We start from the raw sequence: 16,349 nt of genomic DNA, 5'->3' as shown, positions 1-16,349 counted from the left end.
GACGTGGGATGTACTGCGACACAGAAGTTTCAACCAATTCGACAGTGCGATCGCACAGGTGCAGGCCACCATGACGAAGGCTCTTGCGGACGATTCCGTGTCGCCACGGCGCTGAAAGTCTGTGCCGAAGGTCTCTAGCCAGTGAAGTGTTGTTACTGCGAGAAATACGCGTGCCAGTATGAGGTTCCCCCCGAAAAGTGGACAGTGGTTACGCGGCCATGATGGGCGCGTTCAGTGACTGTTCGTAACTGTGGGGGCTGAGCATTCCGATTGTGGAGTGCCGTCGTCGAGTGTTGTAGAAGTTCATCCAGTTGTCAACTGCAGCAACCAATTCGGTCCTGTATGCGAACGTGTGGCGGTAGTAGTACTCGTGCTTGAACGTCGACCACAAGCTCTCCGCGCCGGCGTTGTCCCAGCATATGCCGGTCTCGCCCATCGAGCGCCGCAACCCGTGCCGCTCACACGCTTGCTTCATGACCGCGGCGGTGTATTGAGTTCCCCTGTCCGAGTGCATGATTGTGCCCGCGACATCGCCGCCGCGTTCGGCGACAGCCATGTCCAGAGCTTCGAGGACGAGCTCGGTGCGCATGTGATCGGCGACGGCCCACCCGAGGACCTTCTTCGAGTGTTCGTCCTTGATGGCGCACAGGTACATGTCGCCCTCGCCGCAGGTCAGGTACGTGATATCGGAGGTCCACACCGCGTCGAGGCGGCCCTGATCGAACCGGCGCTGGACCAGGTCGTCGGGGAACGAGGCGAACGGGTCGACCACGGTGGTGCGGATCTTGAACGTGCGTGGGCTGATGCCGACGATGCCGAGGGAGCGCATAATCTTCGCGACGGTTTTCTCGGTGATCACCTCGCCCCGGTCGTGGAGTTCGGCGGTGATTCGGGGTGCTCCGTAGACGCCTTTCGACTCCTGGTGGATCGCGAGGATCTTCGCCTCCAGATCGGCTCGACGTTGCTGCCGCTGCGCCAATCTAGTTGTCACACTGCGTCCTTGGTGTTTGTAGAAGCCGGATGTCGACACTTCGAGCAGGCGTGCCATCCGGTGGACTGCGGAGTTCGCGTACTCCGCGGCCATCAACGTGTAGAGCTCTACTTTTGTTGATTGGCTGCGAAGTACGCGGACGCTTTTTTCAAGAATGCGATGTCTTTCTCCTGCTCGGAGACCTGTCGGCGTAACCGGGCCAGCTCGGTACGCTCCGCGGCCGTGAGCGGTTGATCACCCGAGGTGGCGGCGGCTTCGATCCGGCGGCGTTCGTCGGCAACCCAGCGGCCGAGCAGGCCTTCGTTGATGCCCAGTTCGCGGGCGACCTCGGCGATGGTGCGGCCGGAATCGATCACCCTACGGGCGGCCTCGACCTTGTACTCGGTCGTGAACGACCTGCGTTTGCGGGACATGGGGACATCCTTCCAGCGGAACTATCGGTCCCGCTATCTCGGTGTCCACCATCCGGGGGGAACCTCAGTAGGCCGCTGAACTGCTAGTTTGCTTGACCACTCGATCCGGGGCGGTGTGTGCCGGCCACAGTTGCAACAAGTAATCATCGGAATCTGCGACGAAATTGGTGGATGCGGGATGGGCATCGTCCGTTCCCGAGGCGCTGTACCGCACCCGGTAGCTCCCTGCAGAGAAGTACGTGGAATCTCCGAGTGCGTCTCCACCCAACTCCACGATGGAGTACGCCGAACGCTCAGGGACGATCATGGTCGCTTCCACGATGTCCTCCCACCGGTCGTCGAGAGCGGGTTCGCGAGTGTGGAGCTCGGCGCGCACATGCGGATCGCCTACGTTAGGCCCGGTGATCAGGACGAGCTGGCCTGGCGTTGCTGCACCGCACAACCCGTTGCGCTGACCGATGAAAGCTCCATCGAAGTCGCACCCGCCCTGGCCATCAGAGGATCGAAAGTAGAACTGGCCGTAGTCGATCTGGACGCTGCCGTCGAATAGGACAATGCACTCTGAGACGTCGGCGGTGCTCGACCCATCCGGAACCGAAGGCGGAGGTAGGGACATCGGTCGATCGTAAGCTGATCGACCGACACCCGTACTCGCGCTTGCCGTGTCGTCGATCACTCGTGCAAAGACCAGAACCGCCCCGGATAGTAAGTCGCCTATCGAGCGACTGACCGTCCACACCGTCCCCGGGAAGAACACCTAGATCGGCAGTTTCTCCATCGAGTGGCCCTGGGGGACCGGGGACGAGTTGGTAGTTGCCGTTCATGCCTGCGTGTTTCAGATTTCACTGGATTCGCGTGTGCTGAGGTCAGCGCCGCTGGGTTGCGGCCGCGTGGACGTGGACAGCGGCGAGGATCGCCATGCACACCAGGTCGAACAGCACTACGTACCCGCCGATGACGTTCATCCGGTGTATCGCATGCGCCGTGGCAGTGAAGTCTCCGAACCACCCCGGGTCCGGGGTGAGATGCACCAACCTTGTCGTCAGCATCGCCATGAAGGCCAGCGCACCGAGCATCGCGACCGTCGTGACAATGGCAGCGGCTGCCTGCGCAGCTGAGGTGATCAGCGACGGGCCGGTGGGTAGGGGGATGTCGGTACCGATGATGTGCCGGGTCGACGCCCGCTTCATGATGCGGCTGCGGGCGTTCATGACTGTGCCGCCGGTGCTGCGGCGAGGGTGGCGAAGACTTGGGCGCTACGTAGTAGTGTCTCGCGCTCGGCGGGGCTGTAGGCGAATCGGTCATCGCGCCGCGGTGATGGGGTCAGTGCCAGTTCGGTGACCCGTACCGCGATAGCGGCGGCGTTGTCGGCAGTGAAGTGGCGTGGGTCGGTGTCCCGCAGTGCTGTTGCGAGTCGGTCGCGCTGCCGACGACGAGAACTTCCGGCGATGGTGAGGATCATGCTGTTACTCATTTCTGTCGAATGTGTGTCGAGCGTTGTGTGCGAACGTGTTTCACACGGCTGTGAATGCTGCTGCCACGCCGAGGAAGTACATGCTTAGGCCGATTACCGTGAAGCCGAAAACCGTTCCGACGGCCCCGGCCGTTCTGCTGAGGATTGCGGCGGTACCGCGTGGCCGAGCACCGGCCGGTGACCGTGCCACGCCAATCGCAAGGCAGAGTGCTGCCAGCACCACCGCAGATTCAACCGCAGTCAGTGCCGCCTGCTTCGACAGTGAGTCGAGCTTGTCGACGTCGGCTGCCGGCTCGTTCATCGCTGTTCTACGCGCCGACGCGGGTCCGTCGCCAGGCGCGTGGCGTTGAGGTCCGTCCAGGGGTTTGCGGGAGCGTCTTGTGCCGGCAGATCGGTGACGGCAGCGAGGTAGACGTTGGCTAAGTGTCCGCGGTCTGCGATGGCGGACAGTAGTTGAAGGCTGCGTCTGCAGGTGCGGCGAAGGGTGGCGACAACGTCGTCGAGCGAATCGATGACGAGGTATGCGGGAGTGAAGTCCCGGGTGGTGGCTTGACCGTTGTCGATCAGAGTTTTGCGTTGAGTGGTGAACCGCCATACGGAGTCCATGACGGCGACGGGATTGTGGTCGTTGTCCGAGGCCCGCGCGAACGTGGGGGCCGTCCGCGGCCTCACCGTGACCATCCAGACGTGCGGAGTGTGGGCATTGAGGGTCTCTGTGAGGGTGTGCGCGAGGCGCGTCGACGCCGGTGGTGCGGCGTTGAGGAGGAGGTGACCGTCACGCTGGGGGTGCCACGTTCGGGTGCCCCCAGCGTCGTGCGCGTCGATGCGGACAGCGATGTCGGTGTTGGGGTCGTCCAGCTCTGTCAGCATCGTGACGGTTCCTTGTGTTCGAGTGGCGAGGTAGGTCGGCTACGAAGCAATCTGTGCAGTGGGATTGGTAATCCGGGTGCGGAAGAGATTGGTGAGCTCGTCTGCACCGGTTCGACCGTTGTCGGCTATCGGCTTGCTCGCGTAAGAGTTGTGCGAGTCGGTGGCGAGAGAGGTGGCGTAGTTGAGCACTTCGTCGAGTACACGGCCTGGGGTGAGATCGTCGGCCAGTCGGTTCAAAAGGGGGAACTCGTCGAGGGGGAGGGCGCGGAGTGTTTTGCGTACCGCGTTGTTGACCTGGCCGACGAGTTTGCCGAGATCGGCCGGTAGTGCCACATAGTTCTGGGCGGCTGCGTTGGTGGAGATCCGAGCTGCGGTGGTGCCGATCGCGATGTATTCGTTGATGGGCAGTTTGGACACCACGGTCCCGATCATCGAACTGAATTGGCTGGCGAAAGTGATGACTTGGGGTGTGAGGGTCGCCAGCAGGCCCGGAACAGCGAACATGTCACCGCGGTGGATTGCATCGGTGAGCTGCGAGACGGTGGTGGCCATCGGGGCGATGTCTGCCCCGGGGATGGTCATTTCTGCCACTTTTGCGCTCAGTGTGGAGACGTTGCCGGCGAGGTCGAGTGCGAGCTGCGGGACGGTGAGCATGTTGCCTGTGGTCACTGCGGTGTTCAGTTTGCCGAGTGTGTCGGTCAGGGGTTGTCCGTCGAGGCCGAGAAGTGTGGTGACGACGCCGGCAACCGAGGATGCGGGATCGGAGGCGTCGATTTTCGATCCGAGTTGCCCGACGAATTGCGTGGCGATGGCATCGTCGGGGGTGTTGCAGTAAGTGTCGTCGGGGTCGCACACGCTGGCGGTGATGTTGTTGAGAGTGCCGAATCCCTCGGGTCGCGCACCGACGAAGCCGTTGCCGGTGGTCTTGGTTCCGAGCTGGATGCCGGCCGTCGGACTCTGGCCGGGGTCGGCCATCAGGCCCACGGCGAAGATGCGATCGGCGCTCACCGGGCCCTCGCCGTTTCCGATCTTGCTGGCCAGATCTCCCGCGGCGTCGGCCCCTTGTGAGAAGCCGGTCAGCCCGAATTTGGTGCCCGGGCATTCGGCTGCTTTCTCGGAGATGAGTTGCGATGCGCGGTCGATCGCTTCTTTCTTGCTGGTTCCGTAGGTCTGGGCTTTGTCGTTCACGATCGTCGCGACGTAGGGAACTGTGTAGGTCTGCAGTTCCTGGGATGAGAACTCGGAGTTGAGTGGTTCCACGACGTTGCGGAGCATTCCCACTGGCACATTCGGGTCGGCTTGCTCGTTGGTTTCCGTGGTGCCGGGTATGGCCACCAAGATGTTGTCCGGGCATGCCGGGGCACCGGCTTGCGGGTCTGCGATGGCGGAGGGGATGACGACGATGCTGGCAGTGACGGCGAGCCCGACTGCGCTGACAACGATCCTTTTGCGTGTACGAGATGCGGTCATGATGAGCGTCCTTCGTAGGTGAGGGCGGGGTTGATGGTGGTGGACTTCAGCTCGCCGAGGCGGACTCATGGTGGGATCGGGTGTAGAAGAACGTCCGCTTTCCCGGCGAGGGAGTGTTGCCGGTGCGTGCTGCTACCCCGTCGCGGACGCGCGCGACAGCGCGGCTCAAACGCTGTCGGAGAGCTGCCGGAGAGCAGTTCTCCTCGACGGCGAGCGCTACGAGATCGGCACCTTCGGCGACGAGATACGCACGGATCAAAAGTGAGTGCTCATCGGCAGTGATGGTCTTGGACTGCACCGCCCATGCAAGAACCGAATGCAATTCCCGTGCCGATACCTCACACGGATTGCTGGTTGTGCGGTCTTTGGATCCGTCGGCCACCCGGTGGAGCTGGTCGGGTTCGGCTGGCGTTTCCACCGCGGATTCGCATGTCTTGGTGATCAGCCCCAGCGTCCGAAGCGAGAGCGCCCCGGCAATCCCAGTGCCGCCGAATCGGTACGTGGCGATCACCTCATAGAAGGCGGCGATGGTGCGAGAGGCGCGTTCTTCGCGGCTGTGATCGGTTCCGTCCAGCCGCGCGTAGCGATGGATTCGGATCAGCTTGGGGAGCATCAATCGGACCAGAACTGTACCGGCGAGGGCGCTCCCTTCACTGTGCTCGATGAGCAGCAGGGACAGGGAAGCGTCACTGTCCAGAGCGGCAAGGTCAGCGATGTCGGCCACGGAGCGAGCGGCAGACCATGCGGGATGTCGATCTGCCCACGAGCGGACTTCGCGGCATGCGAGGGCGTCGACGCAGAGATTGGTCCACTCGGCGTTGATCGCCGAAAACAGCGACGTGCTGTATCCGAGTGGAGTGGAGGAAGGCGAGGAAGGCTGCGGCGAGGTCACGGGGGCGCTCCTGAGAGAGACAACTGAAGTTCGATCGCCTCTGACACAAACAGCGCCTTATATCCGCTGAGCTGCGGATTCTTCCCTGAAACGGTCTCGCTGTTATACCCGTCGGGCTTGGAGGCACCGGAAAACGGCATCGCCCCGCGTTCGACATGAACCGCCGTGACCTGCGGTTACATGGCCGCGGTGATAACAGCCCGACGAGACGGCGCGGGGCGGTGAAAAAAGTTCGAGAAATTTCCGGTCGGCTGTGTCACAGACCCGCACTCGACGGGATCTACCTGTTCTCAGAAGCCCGTACACGGCGGGCTACCGACAGGAGGACCCCGGATGGACGACCACGATCCGTCGGCCGCATTGCTCTCGGACACCGCTCGCGTGCACTCGGTGTCCGAAGAGATCCGCGGCCTCGCGGCGCAACTTGGCGACAATCCACTCAGCGAAGAGATCGCCAGCCGGGTCCGCGATGTCGTGCTCGGTGAGCCGGCCGAGCAGGCGAGGGCAGCGCTCGAACGGATGATGGCGACCCGCGGTCGAGGCGCTCTGCGATTGGTCGACGAGGGCTTCGTAGCCGCCACGGTCGAGCCGTCTCGGCGCGAGGAGATCTCATGAAGATCGGTCTCCGCAAGAAGGGCTCGAACGAGCCGACAGAAGCTGCGCCGACCACCGAGATTCATCAGTGGGCCGGCAAACAAGCGACCGCAACCAAGGCCATGAAGTGGGGTCTGCTCGCGGCCATCGGCTCCGGAGTAGTGGCACTGGCTCTGGTGTTGGCCGGCGTCGGGTCCACGACGCCGATCCAGAGCAAAGCAAACACTCAGCCCCTCGTCGATACAGCTCGTGAGGCAGCAGCGACAGACCTCGCGCAGGACTTCGTGTTGACGTGGTTGCAATCGAAGCGGGGAGACGAGAAAGCCCTCGCGCGCTTCGTCCGCACGGACGGAATGTCGCTTCCGGCTCAGGCGAGCTATACCGCGTCCGACCCTCGAATCGCGAGCGTGAAAGCAATCGATCCACCGACGCGAAATCAGGGCTCTACAGGATCGACGTCGCAAGGTGGACCGCTACAGGCGGCCGGCCAGAACTACGCGATCGTCGTGTCGGTCTCGGTGGTTCCGGTCGGGGGCGACCCGGCCGCGACGCCGGAACGCCGCTACTTCTCGGTACCTGTCGTGTTCGTGGGGGACGACGCGCGGGCTGCAGCCGTCCCCGCCGCTGTAGCGGCCCCGGCGACCGGCGGTGACATCACGCTCGGCTACCGATTCCGGGTCGGCCTCGATCACTCGCTCACCCAGTCGATCGGCCAGTTCCTCTCAGCGATGGTGGCTGGTGCCGGAGAAATTTCGCGCTACACCTCACCCGGCACACCGATTCGCGCCGTCACCCCCGCGCCGTACACCAGTGTCCAGATCACCGACCTCGTCTCGGACACCGATTTCTCGACGGGTGCGTCCGGATCGCCGACCGACGGCGCGACGGTACGGGTGCTCGCCACCGCGACCGTCACAGCGACTGAACGAGCACAGAGCTCGACCGTGCAATATCCGCTGACTGCGATCGCCAGGGGCGGCCGGTGGGAGGTGTCCGCGCTCGACCCGATGCCGTTGCTTGCGAACTCGACCGGTGCAAGTGCAGCAACCCCGACCACGGCCGTGCCGACCTCGACCGCATCGGGCATTACCGCTGGCTCTTCCGCAGCACCGACTCAACCGAACTGATGCTCTGCTCTCTCCCCATCCGAAAGGTACGAACAATGACCATTACCTCGCTCCTGGCCGATCCGTCGTCGACCGTCATCGCCGTAGGAATCATCGAATGGGCGAACCAGAAGACCACGGAGGTGCAGGACCTCATTCGCGCTGTCGTAGCTGTCGGAGTCATCGGGTTTGTCGCCGCCATCGCTTTCAAAAGTCAATTCGCCATTGCCAAGACATTGGTGGCGATCGTGGTTGGCGGGGCCTTGATCTGGGTGACGTGGAACATGACGGCGGTCAAGGACAGCGTCGGCGACGAGCTCCCCGGAACCGCCTCGCCCCAGAGCAGCGAGGTCGTGGTGGTGCCCGATCCGATCGCGGCGTTCATCTGACCCTGCTCGGCCAACCCACGAACACCTCGATTCAACGGATCCCGCAGGAGGGTGACCAACCATGACCGAACAGCAGGCCTCCTCGCGGAGCGTGGTCAAGATGTTCACCAAGGCGCGGAATTTTCCGCAGCTGATCGGCAAAGCACCGGACGGCCGAAAGATACCCGGCGGCCCCTACACCCTGACCCAATTCGTGGGCGCGGGTATCGCAGGCGGACTGCTGTGGCTAACCCAGTCGCTGTGGGCGCAGGGCAGTGTCATCACCAACGGTGCCATCTTCCTCGGCGTCGCCGGCGGCACCCTGTGGGCGTTGGGGAGGCTACCGCAGGGAGCACGGAATCCGATCTCCGTAGTCCGGGGTGTCGGGCGCGCGGCTACCGGAGCCATGTCGCCATCGAAGATCAACGGCGAACCGATCCGAATCAAACGCCCTCACGCGGTACTGGGGTCGGTGATCATCCTCGACGCCCCGTCAAGCCATGGCGCTGCTATCGGTGACCCAGCACTTACCAGGACAACCCCCGGTCGAGTACGGAATGCCGCGGCACCGGTGGAGCTCGACGACACGACAGTGTCGGCCGCACCAGCGTTGCGACCTCTGACCCAGCCGCGACCGGAGCGAAAGACCGCACCTGCGCCAGCCCTGCCGCGATCGGACGACCCACGCCAACGCACGCAGAGTCCAGCCCCGGCCGAAGCGTTCGACGTCGCCAACCTGGCACCGGCGAGCAGCGTTCAGCAGCTGCTTGCGATGGCTGCAGCGGCCCCCACCCCGACCCGAGAGAAGGCGTAATGGAACAACCAAACAGGCTCATCACCTCGAACTTGCGTTGGACCCGCTCCGGGGTTGTCTGGGCGGACTACGTCCTGACCGGAATCCCGTACGGGTACCGGCCGATCGAGGACCGACAGACCGCGCGGGCGATGCACAAGATGCTGCTGCGCGCTCTTCCCGGAGAATCCCTCCTGCTCAGTGTCGCGGTCAGCCTGGACCCGATGGCCATCGTCGAGCGCATGGAACGGGGTATCGATCTCGATCTTCACCCCGCGTGGGCGGACGAATGCGACGCCACGATCGACCGCCTGGACGAAATCCGACCCGGCCAGCGGATCTACTGGCTGTCCATCCCCCTGGCCAACCACAGCTTCGGCGACACCATCAAGTCGGCAACCTCCGCTGCATGGTCCTCGGTGGCCGACCTGCTGGGGATGCCGCCCTCCTCGATTCCCATCGACGAGAGGGAACGCCGTGCAGCTCAGGCCGCGCAGATCGCCGCGGCCATCCCTGCCTTCTACGACGCGACTCCAGCAACCCCTTCCCAGATGGTGTGGCTGCACCACCATGCTCTGCAGCGCGGCCTCGGCCTCGATACCGACATGCCCACCGCTACCGAGCATCCCGCAGGCACCGCCCGAGGATCCTTCACTGCCGCGCGGCTCGACGAAGGGGCTCAAAGCGATCGCCCCGAATCGGGTTGGCGGGCAAAAGCGCCGACGTTGTCGCGCGTGCTGAAAGTCGACCAACCATGGGAGGTGACGCCACCGCCGGCCAGCTATCAGTGCTTCCTGGTGCTCGCCGCCACTCCTTCCGGCGGCACGTTGTTTCCGGGCTCGGAGTACCTGACTCTCGCGGACAACCTGGGCGGCGTCGACGTCGACTGGGCGATCCGATTCAAGAACTCCGCCGCATCAGAGGTCCTGAAGAAGAACCGCCGCGCCTTGGTGCAGATGAACGATCAATACACCCAGCGAGAAGACGAATTGAGCACCGGCAGCGTCCTCGACGATGCCGCCGTGGCCCTCGCGGAGTACAACGCGCTTTTGGAGGCGGACGCAATGGAGATGGAAGTGCAATCGACCACCATCTTCTGTGTCGCTGCCGCGGACGAAGAGACGGCCATTGCATATCAGCGCGAGCTGGCGAAGGAGTTCGAGAGTTCGACATATAGATTGCAGGCCCCGATCGGATTCCAGGAGGAGCTGTTCTGGGCAATGACCCCCGGTGTGCCGACGCCATCGATTTGCAACGAGTTCGCGCAGATCACCACATCCGAACATTTCGCCGCGTACGTACCGGTCACCCGCAACGATCTCGGTGACGGAGACGGACCGCTGATCGCACTCAACATTTCCTCGGCGCGCACCGGCGTCGTGCATCACGACATAGCCAAGAAATCGTCACGTGACGTATCCGGCTCGGTGGGAGCGTGTGGCGATCTGGGAGCCGGTAAATCCGGCTACCTGAAGACCAGTGGGAATCAGGTCGTCGACCGCGGCGGTCAGGTCATCGTGGTCGACCGAACCCCTCTGGGGGAGTACGCACTATGGGCAGAAGCAATCACAGACGCAGTGGTCGTCGATACCGCTGCGCCGGACGTGACGATGGACCCCCTTCGTCTGTTCTCTCCTGCCCGTGGAGGCGAAGTGGCGGTGTCGATTCTGTTGCCGCTGTTGCAACTTCAGCCGGACGATCGCCTGGGTGTTCTGCTGTCCCAAGTGCTCGAGCCGGAATACCGCGCTCGCTTCGGGAATTTCGCTACCCCGGGGCTGGTCTCGCATCTAGAAAGCGAATGCACCCTCGAAGGGGCGCGAGAGCTGGCCGGCAAGCTGAAGGTCTACGCCACCAAATCCTATGCAGCAGCCCTATTTCGGGAGGACCTACAGCCGTTCAATCCACGTGCGGGGGCCATCGTCTTCCGCACTCACACGCTGGAATTGCCCTCGGAGCGTGAGGTGGAGAACGAGCATCTGTTCAAGCAGATGTCGCTCCAGAAGCGGGTTGGGCGAATGATGTACACCCTCATCGCGCAGATCGCCCGCGGCATTTGTTTCGCGGACCCCAACACGCTCGGAGTGTTTCTACTCGACGAATGCCACCACCTGACGCGGTCGAGCGAAGGCGTCGATATCGTCATCGACTTCGTTCGGGACGGCCGCAAACACAATGCCGCGGTAATGCTCGGATCGCACGACCCTGAAGCCGACTTCGGTTCCGAGACGCTGCGCGGGCTCATCCCCACCCGAATCGTGTTTCGACAGAGAGACAAGCGGCTCGCACAGAAGTCATTGAAGTGGCTGGGCGTCGGGGAGAACGATGCCGACCTGCTCAAGGAGCTGATGGAAAACACCTCGCCCGTCGAAGGCAAAGACGGATACGTCGCACCGCATCGCCGCGGAGAAGGCTACATGCGCGATCCTGCCGGCAACGTCGGCCGCATCAAGGTCTTACTTCCGGCATCGGAAGCGAGATACCAAGCGGCGAGTACGACCCCGAAGGAATCGACTACGGAGCGCGCTGCGGAGTTGGCGACATGGTGATGTCGAAACGATTTGCGCACCGGCCCAGTTCGATTGGCGGCGGCGTCAAGATGGTTCTCGAACTGGTGCTGTGGTCGTGGATCCCGCGGTCGTGGTGCAGTGTTCTCGGTCGTTTCCTCGGCCCGGTCTTCAAGTGGGTAGTGGCATCTCGGATCCGCCGCGCGATCGTCACGGGTGCCGCTCTCTGGCACATGATCGGCCTGCTGGCGATCGCCCTGGCGTCCCCAGCACATGCCGACCCAGGTGAAACCCTGCCCAGCAACAGCACCTTCAGCTGGATGGACGTTCGTGACTCTCACGGAATTCTGGTCTGGGACTACTTCATGTCCATCGACGAAGGCTCGGTCGGACACCCGATGTACACCGTGTTCTCCACCTTCATCATGCTCGAGTACGAGGTGTACCGAGGGGTGACCGGCTTCGCGATTTGGTTCGTCACCTACGCCTTGCGGTTCGAATGGCTCGAGCTGCTCACTGCGCCGTTCCGTTCGATCGGCGATGCGATGCAGACGGTCACCGATCAATTCCAGCTCACGGGGCTCCTTCTCACTGCTGCTGGAGGCGTCGGAGCGTGGTGGGTCATTCGCGGACGGTGGACGACGGGAGTGTACGAACTCCTGATGGCAGCCGCGATCGCTGCTGCGGCAGTGGGAATCCTCTCCAATCCAGTCGAACGAGTCGCGGGACAAGACGGCCTGATCATGCAGGCGCGCGACGCCGGAGTGCAGCTCGCGGCAGGCCTGGCGAACGAAGGAGATACGACGTCGAGTTCTGACGAACTCATCGACGAGATCTCGGAGCAGATGGCCGATACGTTCATCAGGCAGCCGACCCAACTGTTGAACTTCGGCCGCGTCATCGATGGCTCGCCCGACGGAGAACGTTGCACTCAAGCCTGGGACGCCGGCCACGAGAAAGCAGACGGCAACACCCGAGACACCCTCAAGGACAACATCAAAGGCTGTGGCGGCGAAGGCGCAAAACAGATGAAGGACTTCGCCGATCACCCCGGACCAGGACAGGTCGGGTCCGGCATCGCGATGCTACTGGCCGGTGTGATCCTGCTCGGATTCGCCACAATTCTGGCGTTCACCCTCATCCTCGCGGTCCTCACCGCCCTCGCATCGGCCGTCAAGGGGATCGTGGTGACCGTCATCGGAATCCTGCCCGGAGCCGGCCGCGGAGCATTGTGGAAAACCCTTGCAGCGGTGCTGATGTCGATGGTCATCGTCATCTTCGCGGTGGTGTTCCTCGTCGGATACATGATCGTGATCGGGCAGCTGTTCAGAGGAGACGGCGACTCTCCGCTGATGATGAAGTTCATCCTGACCGACATTGTTCTGATCGCGGGCATCATTCTCTACCGCCGCGCAGTGAAGGGGCTACGGAAAGCCTCCGACGCTCTTGCGCGCAAACTCGGAAGTAGACCGGGAGCTGCACCGACAGCCATATCGACCAAGACCCCCACCAGTCCACTCGCCCAAGCCGCCTACGCCGGGCAGGTTGCCCGCCAGGCTTATCAGGGCGGAAAGGGACTGGCCAAGACAGCCACCCATGCAACGGCCCGAACCGCCAAGGCAAGTAAAGCTCTCGTCGACGGGACGGCCGCCGCCAGCAGTGCAGCCACGTTGGGAACTGCTGCCGTGGTCTACTCGGCCGGAAGAATTGCAACGGCCGGTGTCAAGAAGGTCGTCGGTCGACGGACCGACGCCAAAGCCGCCGAGGCCGCCAGCGCCAGCACGACCAAGGCCTCCGAAACCCATCCCCGGCTCCGCAAGCCGATGAACATCGACCTTCCCCCGTCGCCGTCGGTCGGCGGCTCCGGTCACTCCCACACTCCGGTTCCCAGTTCCGTCGGTGACCGATCGACGGGCCGCTCTCACGGCGACAAGGCAACGAGTGCACCCGGTATCAAGCGTCCGGTGGCTACCGCTCCGGCGCTGTCGACTCCTGGAAGCCGAAACGTTCGGGTCAGCCGCGCCACGGTGACAGGCCCTGGAGGTGGACGCTTCCGTGAGTACTCCACCGATGAGGGCTCGCCGCTACTGCTTCCCGACAGGTCCACGCGGGCGTCGAGCACTCCGCGTCGTGCACGACCGACCGTCGAACCCGGTGCCACCACGAATCCGACGGAGATCCTCCATCGGGCTGCTTCAGGCGCACGGCGATGACCTTGGTGGCCCCGCCTGAGACGGTGGTGTCGCCGGACTCGAAAGCGCCCCGTCGATGGTGGAAGCTCATTCTGGCGGTCGGAATCGCTGCTCTCGGTGTCCTCGTTGTCGTTCCGTTGGTGGTCATCGTGATCGTCACGTCGTCGGGCTCTAACGGCTGCGCTCCCACGGTCTCCTCCGGCACCGGTGGCGAGGATGCGTCGCCGTTGACGCCGTCCGGTCCGATCGGTAAGCCGACTCGTGATGGAACGACCACGATGACGTCCCCCTTCGGGCAGCGGTGGGGGACGATGCATCAAGGCGTCGACTTCGCGGGCCCGATCGGTACCCCGATCTACGCAGCTCTCGACGGCACTGTCGTCAAGGCCGGGCCCGCTCGAGGCTTCGGAATGTGGATCGTTCTCGACTCGATCGTCGACGGCAAACCGGTCTCCACCGTGTACGGGCATATGTATCCCAACGGCGTCCTCGTCAAAGAGGGACAACAGGTCAAGGTCGGCAACCATATCGCCGACATCGGCAATGCCGGCGGATCCACCGGCCCACATCTGCACTTCGAATATTGGGAAGGTGGCCGTCTACAGGGCGGAACCGCTATCGACCCGATGATCAAACTCGGTCAGGCGGGAAGCCCGCAATCGGCCGGTGATGGTTCAGCGACCGGCGTCGGTGCAGTAGTCGATTGTGGCTTCGGTACGGCGGGCGGAGATCTTCGAGCCGGGTCCGTGCCGCCCGAGTTCGAGCCGTGGATCCGCAAAGCGGGAGCTGTCTGCCCGGGCGTGAGTGCTCCGCTGATCGCTTCTCAGCTCTCTGCGGAGAACGGGTTCAAGTACGGTCCGTCCGCGCCGGTGTCGAGTACCGGAGCGTTGGGGCCGGCGCAATTCATGCCGGGTACATGGGCGACGTGGGGCAAGGACTACGACGGAGACGGGCGCGCCGACCCCAACTCCATCGGCGATGCAGTGATCTCACAGGCTCACTTCATGTGCGCGATTAACGGCGATATCACCGCCGCCATCGCAGCAGGAAAAGTGAAGGGTGACCCGACGGCATTGACGATTGCCGGCTACAACGCGGGCCCTGGCGCGGTGCTCGCGGCCGGTGGAATGCCGTCCGGCGGTGACTACACGACGCAAACACAGCCGTATGTTGCGAAGATTCTGGCCGGACAGGCGCAGTACACATCCCAAGGTTCCGCAGGCCGGTTCGTCCCGACCGGCGCTGACGGAGACAATGTCGTCGAGGCTGCACGCCAGTACCTCGGAACCCCTTACGTCTGGGGCGGCGGAGATGTCAACGGCCCGTCCCGAGGGGGATTCGACTGTTCGGGCCTGACCAGTTTCGCCTATTTTTCGGGCAAGAACATCACGTTGCCGCGCACATCCGAGGCCCAGTGGGGAGTGGGTTCGGAGATCCCGATCGATCAGGCAATGCCCGGTGATCTCGTGTTTGGATCGTTCGATGCGAACGGCCCGGGGCACGTCGGCATCTACATCGGTGACGGACAAATGATTCACGCCCCCACCACCGGAGACGTCGTCAAACAAGCTCCACTCATGGCTGGAATGAAAGCTCGGAGGATCTGATGTCCGTTGTCGCTCGACGCCTTATAGCCGTCCTCGTCGTCGTTGTAGCCGTGGTGGCGATCGCCTGGTCTTGCAGCTCACCCGACCCAGATGATGCTGCTTCGGCGACGCCGGAGACAACGAGCGCGCCGATCGCGCCGGCGCTACCCGAACCTGACCCACTGCCGGTCGAGGCAACCGAGATCCCCACTCCGACCAACAGCGATGCCGCCGCCGCGGAGACCGCGATCAGGCAAGCACTGACTACCTCGTTCACCTGGTACCCCAGTACCGACACGAGCTCGACCGACGCGTTTCTACGCGCCCGCCGATGGTTCACCGACAACCTCGCGGCTCAACTTTCCACCCCTGCAACGACGGAGCGCGGCCCCGGCACCCAGTGGGAACAGTGGAAGGAAGAAGACGCCGAAATCACCGCGACCGTTTCGATCGGCTGCTCCGGATGCCCGGCAGATACCGCCGAGCGGATCTATCGAGTTGCGGAGATAACGCAATCGGCCGTTACCTCGGATGCCACGGTCCCCGTCGACTCCACCACGACCGTGTGGGTATCGGCAGTGCCGACCGCAGTCGGGTGGAGTGTGGACACTCTCGACTTCTGACCTCTCGCTGCACATGACTCGGTGAGGGCCGCCGGCCGCTGTCCGGTCGCCCTGTACGGGCGTGCCGTGGGGCGCGATGTTTCCCGTGATCGGTGGCCGCCGTTCTTGCCCCTCGCGCTACGTGACCATCAGCTTCCGTCCTTGGCTCGCGGATCCGCGACGAGGAGCCGCGCTCCAGGCAGATCGGGGTGGCTTGCGTATGTCGAATCTCGTGGCGGTCATGCCTGGCACGGAGGCCGGATGGCCGTTGCCCGAAGGTGCGTGAGAGAGGAATCGAACCGTATCCGATGAGCAGTTGATGAGGCACCGATGCTGCCGAGAATTGGTGGTTATATGCCCCGGATGTGGGAAGGTCGCTGCAAGCCTTGCTCGCTTCGCTTCGCAGTTTGCAGCGTACCCCCCATGTCAAGGGGTGTCGAAGGCAAATGACTGCACGGGTGCCGGTAGGTCGGAACACCCAGCTCGACTTGTCG

At 63.4% G+C, this 16,349-nt stretch carries 17 protein-coding genes; 8 read left to right on the top strand and 9 right to left on the bottom strand.

Annotated features, from left to right (window positions below; genetic code table 11):
* Positions 1-208 precede the first annotated feature (208 nt).
* The 9 genes from RHODMAR_RS25825 to RHODMAR_RS25785 all read right to left on the bottom strand — a co-directional run bounded on the left by RHODMAR_RS25825 (position 209) and on the right by RHODMAR_RS25785 (position 6,110).
* Positions 209-1,147, bottom strand: coding sequence for an IS3 family transposase (locus RHODMAR_RS25825; RefSeq protein WP_157226235.1), 939 nt, complete (start codon positions 1,145-1,147; stop codon positions 209-211).
* Positions 1,099-1,404 (bottom strand): transposase, encoded by a 306-nt coding sequence (locus RHODMAR_RS25820; protein WP_008720680.1) that lies wholly within the window; start codon positions 1,402-1,404, stop codon positions 1,099-1,101. Before RHODMAR_RS25820 ends, RHODMAR_RS25825 begins: the two co-directional genes overlap by 49 nt.
* Before the next feature lie 64 nt (positions 1,405-1,468).
* The gene (locus RHODMAR_RS29325) at positions 1,469-2,020 is read right to left on the bottom strand and encodes a hypothetical protein (RefSeq protein ID WP_008720679.1); all 552 of its coding nucleotides are present in this window, start codon (positions 2,018-2,020) and stop codon (positions 1,469-1,471) included.
* Positions 2,021-2,270: 250 nt separating this feature from the next.
* On the bottom strand, positions 2,271-2,615 hold the full coding sequence (locus tag RHODMAR_RS25810; protein WP_042940350.1) for a hypothetical protein: 345 nt from the start codon (positions 2,613-2,615) through the stop codon (positions 2,271-2,273).
* Positions 2,612-2,878 (bottom strand): hypothetical protein, encoded by a 267-nt coding sequence (locus RHODMAR_RS25805; protein WP_157226227.1) that lies wholly within the window; start codon positions 2,876-2,878, stop codon positions 2,612-2,614. Before RHODMAR_RS25805 ends, RHODMAR_RS25810 begins: the two co-directional genes overlap by 4 nt.
* Positions 2,879-2,918: 40 nt before the next feature.
* Positions 2,919-3,179 carry a hypothetical protein gene (locus tag RHODMAR_RS25800; protein WP_042940347.1) on the bottom strand — a complete coding sequence of 87 codons (261 nt, stop codon included), beginning with the start codon at positions 3,177-3,179 and terminating at the stop codon, positions 2,919-2,921.
* Complete coding sequence (locus RHODMAR_RS25795) at positions 3,176-3,748, bottom strand: hypothetical protein (RefSeq protein WP_008720677.1); 573 nt, start codon at positions 3,746-3,748, stop codon at positions 3,176-3,178. The genes RHODMAR_RS25800 and RHODMAR_RS25795 overlap by 4 nt, the downstream gene beginning before the upstream one ends.
* Positions 3,749-3,787: 39 nt before the next feature.
* Complete coding sequence (locus RHODMAR_RS27245) at positions 3,788-5,218, bottom strand: cutinase family protein (RefSeq protein WP_008720675.1); 1,431 nt, start codon at positions 5,216-5,218, stop codon at positions 3,788-3,790.
* 46 nt (positions 5,219-5,264) lie between these two features.
* Complete coding sequence (locus RHODMAR_RS25785; protein WP_008720674.1) at positions 5,265-6,110, bottom strand: hypothetical protein; 846 nt, start codon at positions 6,108-6,110, stop codon at positions 5,265-5,267.
* Positions 6,111-6,443: 333 nt separating this feature from the next.
* Here RHODMAR_RS25785 and RHODMAR_RS25780 point away from each other — a divergent pair, with 333 nt between their 5' ends.
* The 8 genes from RHODMAR_RS25780 to RHODMAR_RS25745 all read left to right on the top strand — a co-directional run bounded on the left by RHODMAR_RS25780 (position 6,444) and on the right by RHODMAR_RS25745 (position 15,876).
* Positions 6,444-6,725, top strand: a complete 282-nt coding sequence (locus tag RHODMAR_RS25780; protein ID WP_008720672.1) for a hypothetical protein — start codon at positions 6,444-6,446, stop codon at positions 6,723-6,725.
* Complete coding sequence (locus RHODMAR_RS25775) at positions 6,722-7,831, top strand: conjugal transfer protein (protein WP_008720670.1); 1,110 nt, start codon at positions 6,722-6,724, stop codon at positions 7,829-7,831. Before RHODMAR_RS25780 ends, RHODMAR_RS25775 begins: the two co-directional genes overlap by 4 nt.
* A 35-nt stretch (positions 7,832-7,866) precedes the next feature.
* Positions 7,867-8,199, top strand: a complete 333-nt coding sequence (locus tag RHODMAR_RS25770; protein WP_008720668.1) for a hypothetical protein — start codon at positions 7,867-7,869, stop codon at positions 8,197-8,199.
* Positions 8,200-8,260: 61 nt separating this feature from the next.
* Positions 8,261-8,992 carry a hypothetical protein gene (locus RHODMAR_RS27240; protein ID WP_008720666.1) on the top strand — a complete coding sequence of 244 codons (732 nt, stop codon included), beginning with the start codon at positions 8,261-8,263 and terminating at the stop codon, positions 8,990-8,992.
* Positions 8,992-11,517, top strand: a complete 2,526-nt coding sequence (locus RHODMAR_RS25760; protein ID WP_008720664.1) for an ATP-binding protein — start codon at positions 8,992-8,994, stop codon at positions 11,515-11,517. The genes RHODMAR_RS27240 and RHODMAR_RS25760 overlap by 1 nt, the downstream gene beginning before the upstream one ends.
* A complete protein-coding gene (locus RHODMAR_RS25755; RefSeq protein ID WP_008720662.1) occupies positions 11,511-13,688 on the top strand; it encodes a hypothetical protein in 2,178 nt (725 codons plus the stop codon). The genes RHODMAR_RS25760 and RHODMAR_RS25755 overlap by 7 nt, the downstream gene beginning before the upstream one ends.
* On the top strand, positions 13,685-15,274 hold the full coding sequence (locus RHODMAR_RS25750) for a peptidoglycan DD-metalloendopeptidase family protein (protein WP_008720660.1): 1,590 nt from the start codon (positions 13,685-13,687) through the stop codon (positions 15,272-15,274). Before RHODMAR_RS25755 ends, RHODMAR_RS25750 begins: the two co-directional genes overlap by 4 nt.
* Positions 15,274-15,876, top strand: a complete 603-nt coding sequence (locus tag RHODMAR_RS25745) for a hypothetical protein (RefSeq protein ID WP_008720659.1) — start codon at positions 15,274-15,276, stop codon at positions 15,874-15,876. The genes RHODMAR_RS25750 and RHODMAR_RS25745 overlap by 1 nt, the downstream gene beginning before the upstream one ends.
* Positions 15,877-16,349 lie beyond the last annotated feature (473 nt).

The sequence above is a fragment of the Rhodococcus sp. AW25M09 genome (assembly GCF_000333955.1).
Lineage (GTDB): Bacteria > Actinomycetota > Actinomycetes > Mycobacteriales > Mycobacteriaceae > Rhodococcoides.
The sequence above is the reverse complement of the archived record's forward strand: the minus strand, read 5'-3'. Positions and strand labels throughout refer to the sequence as shown.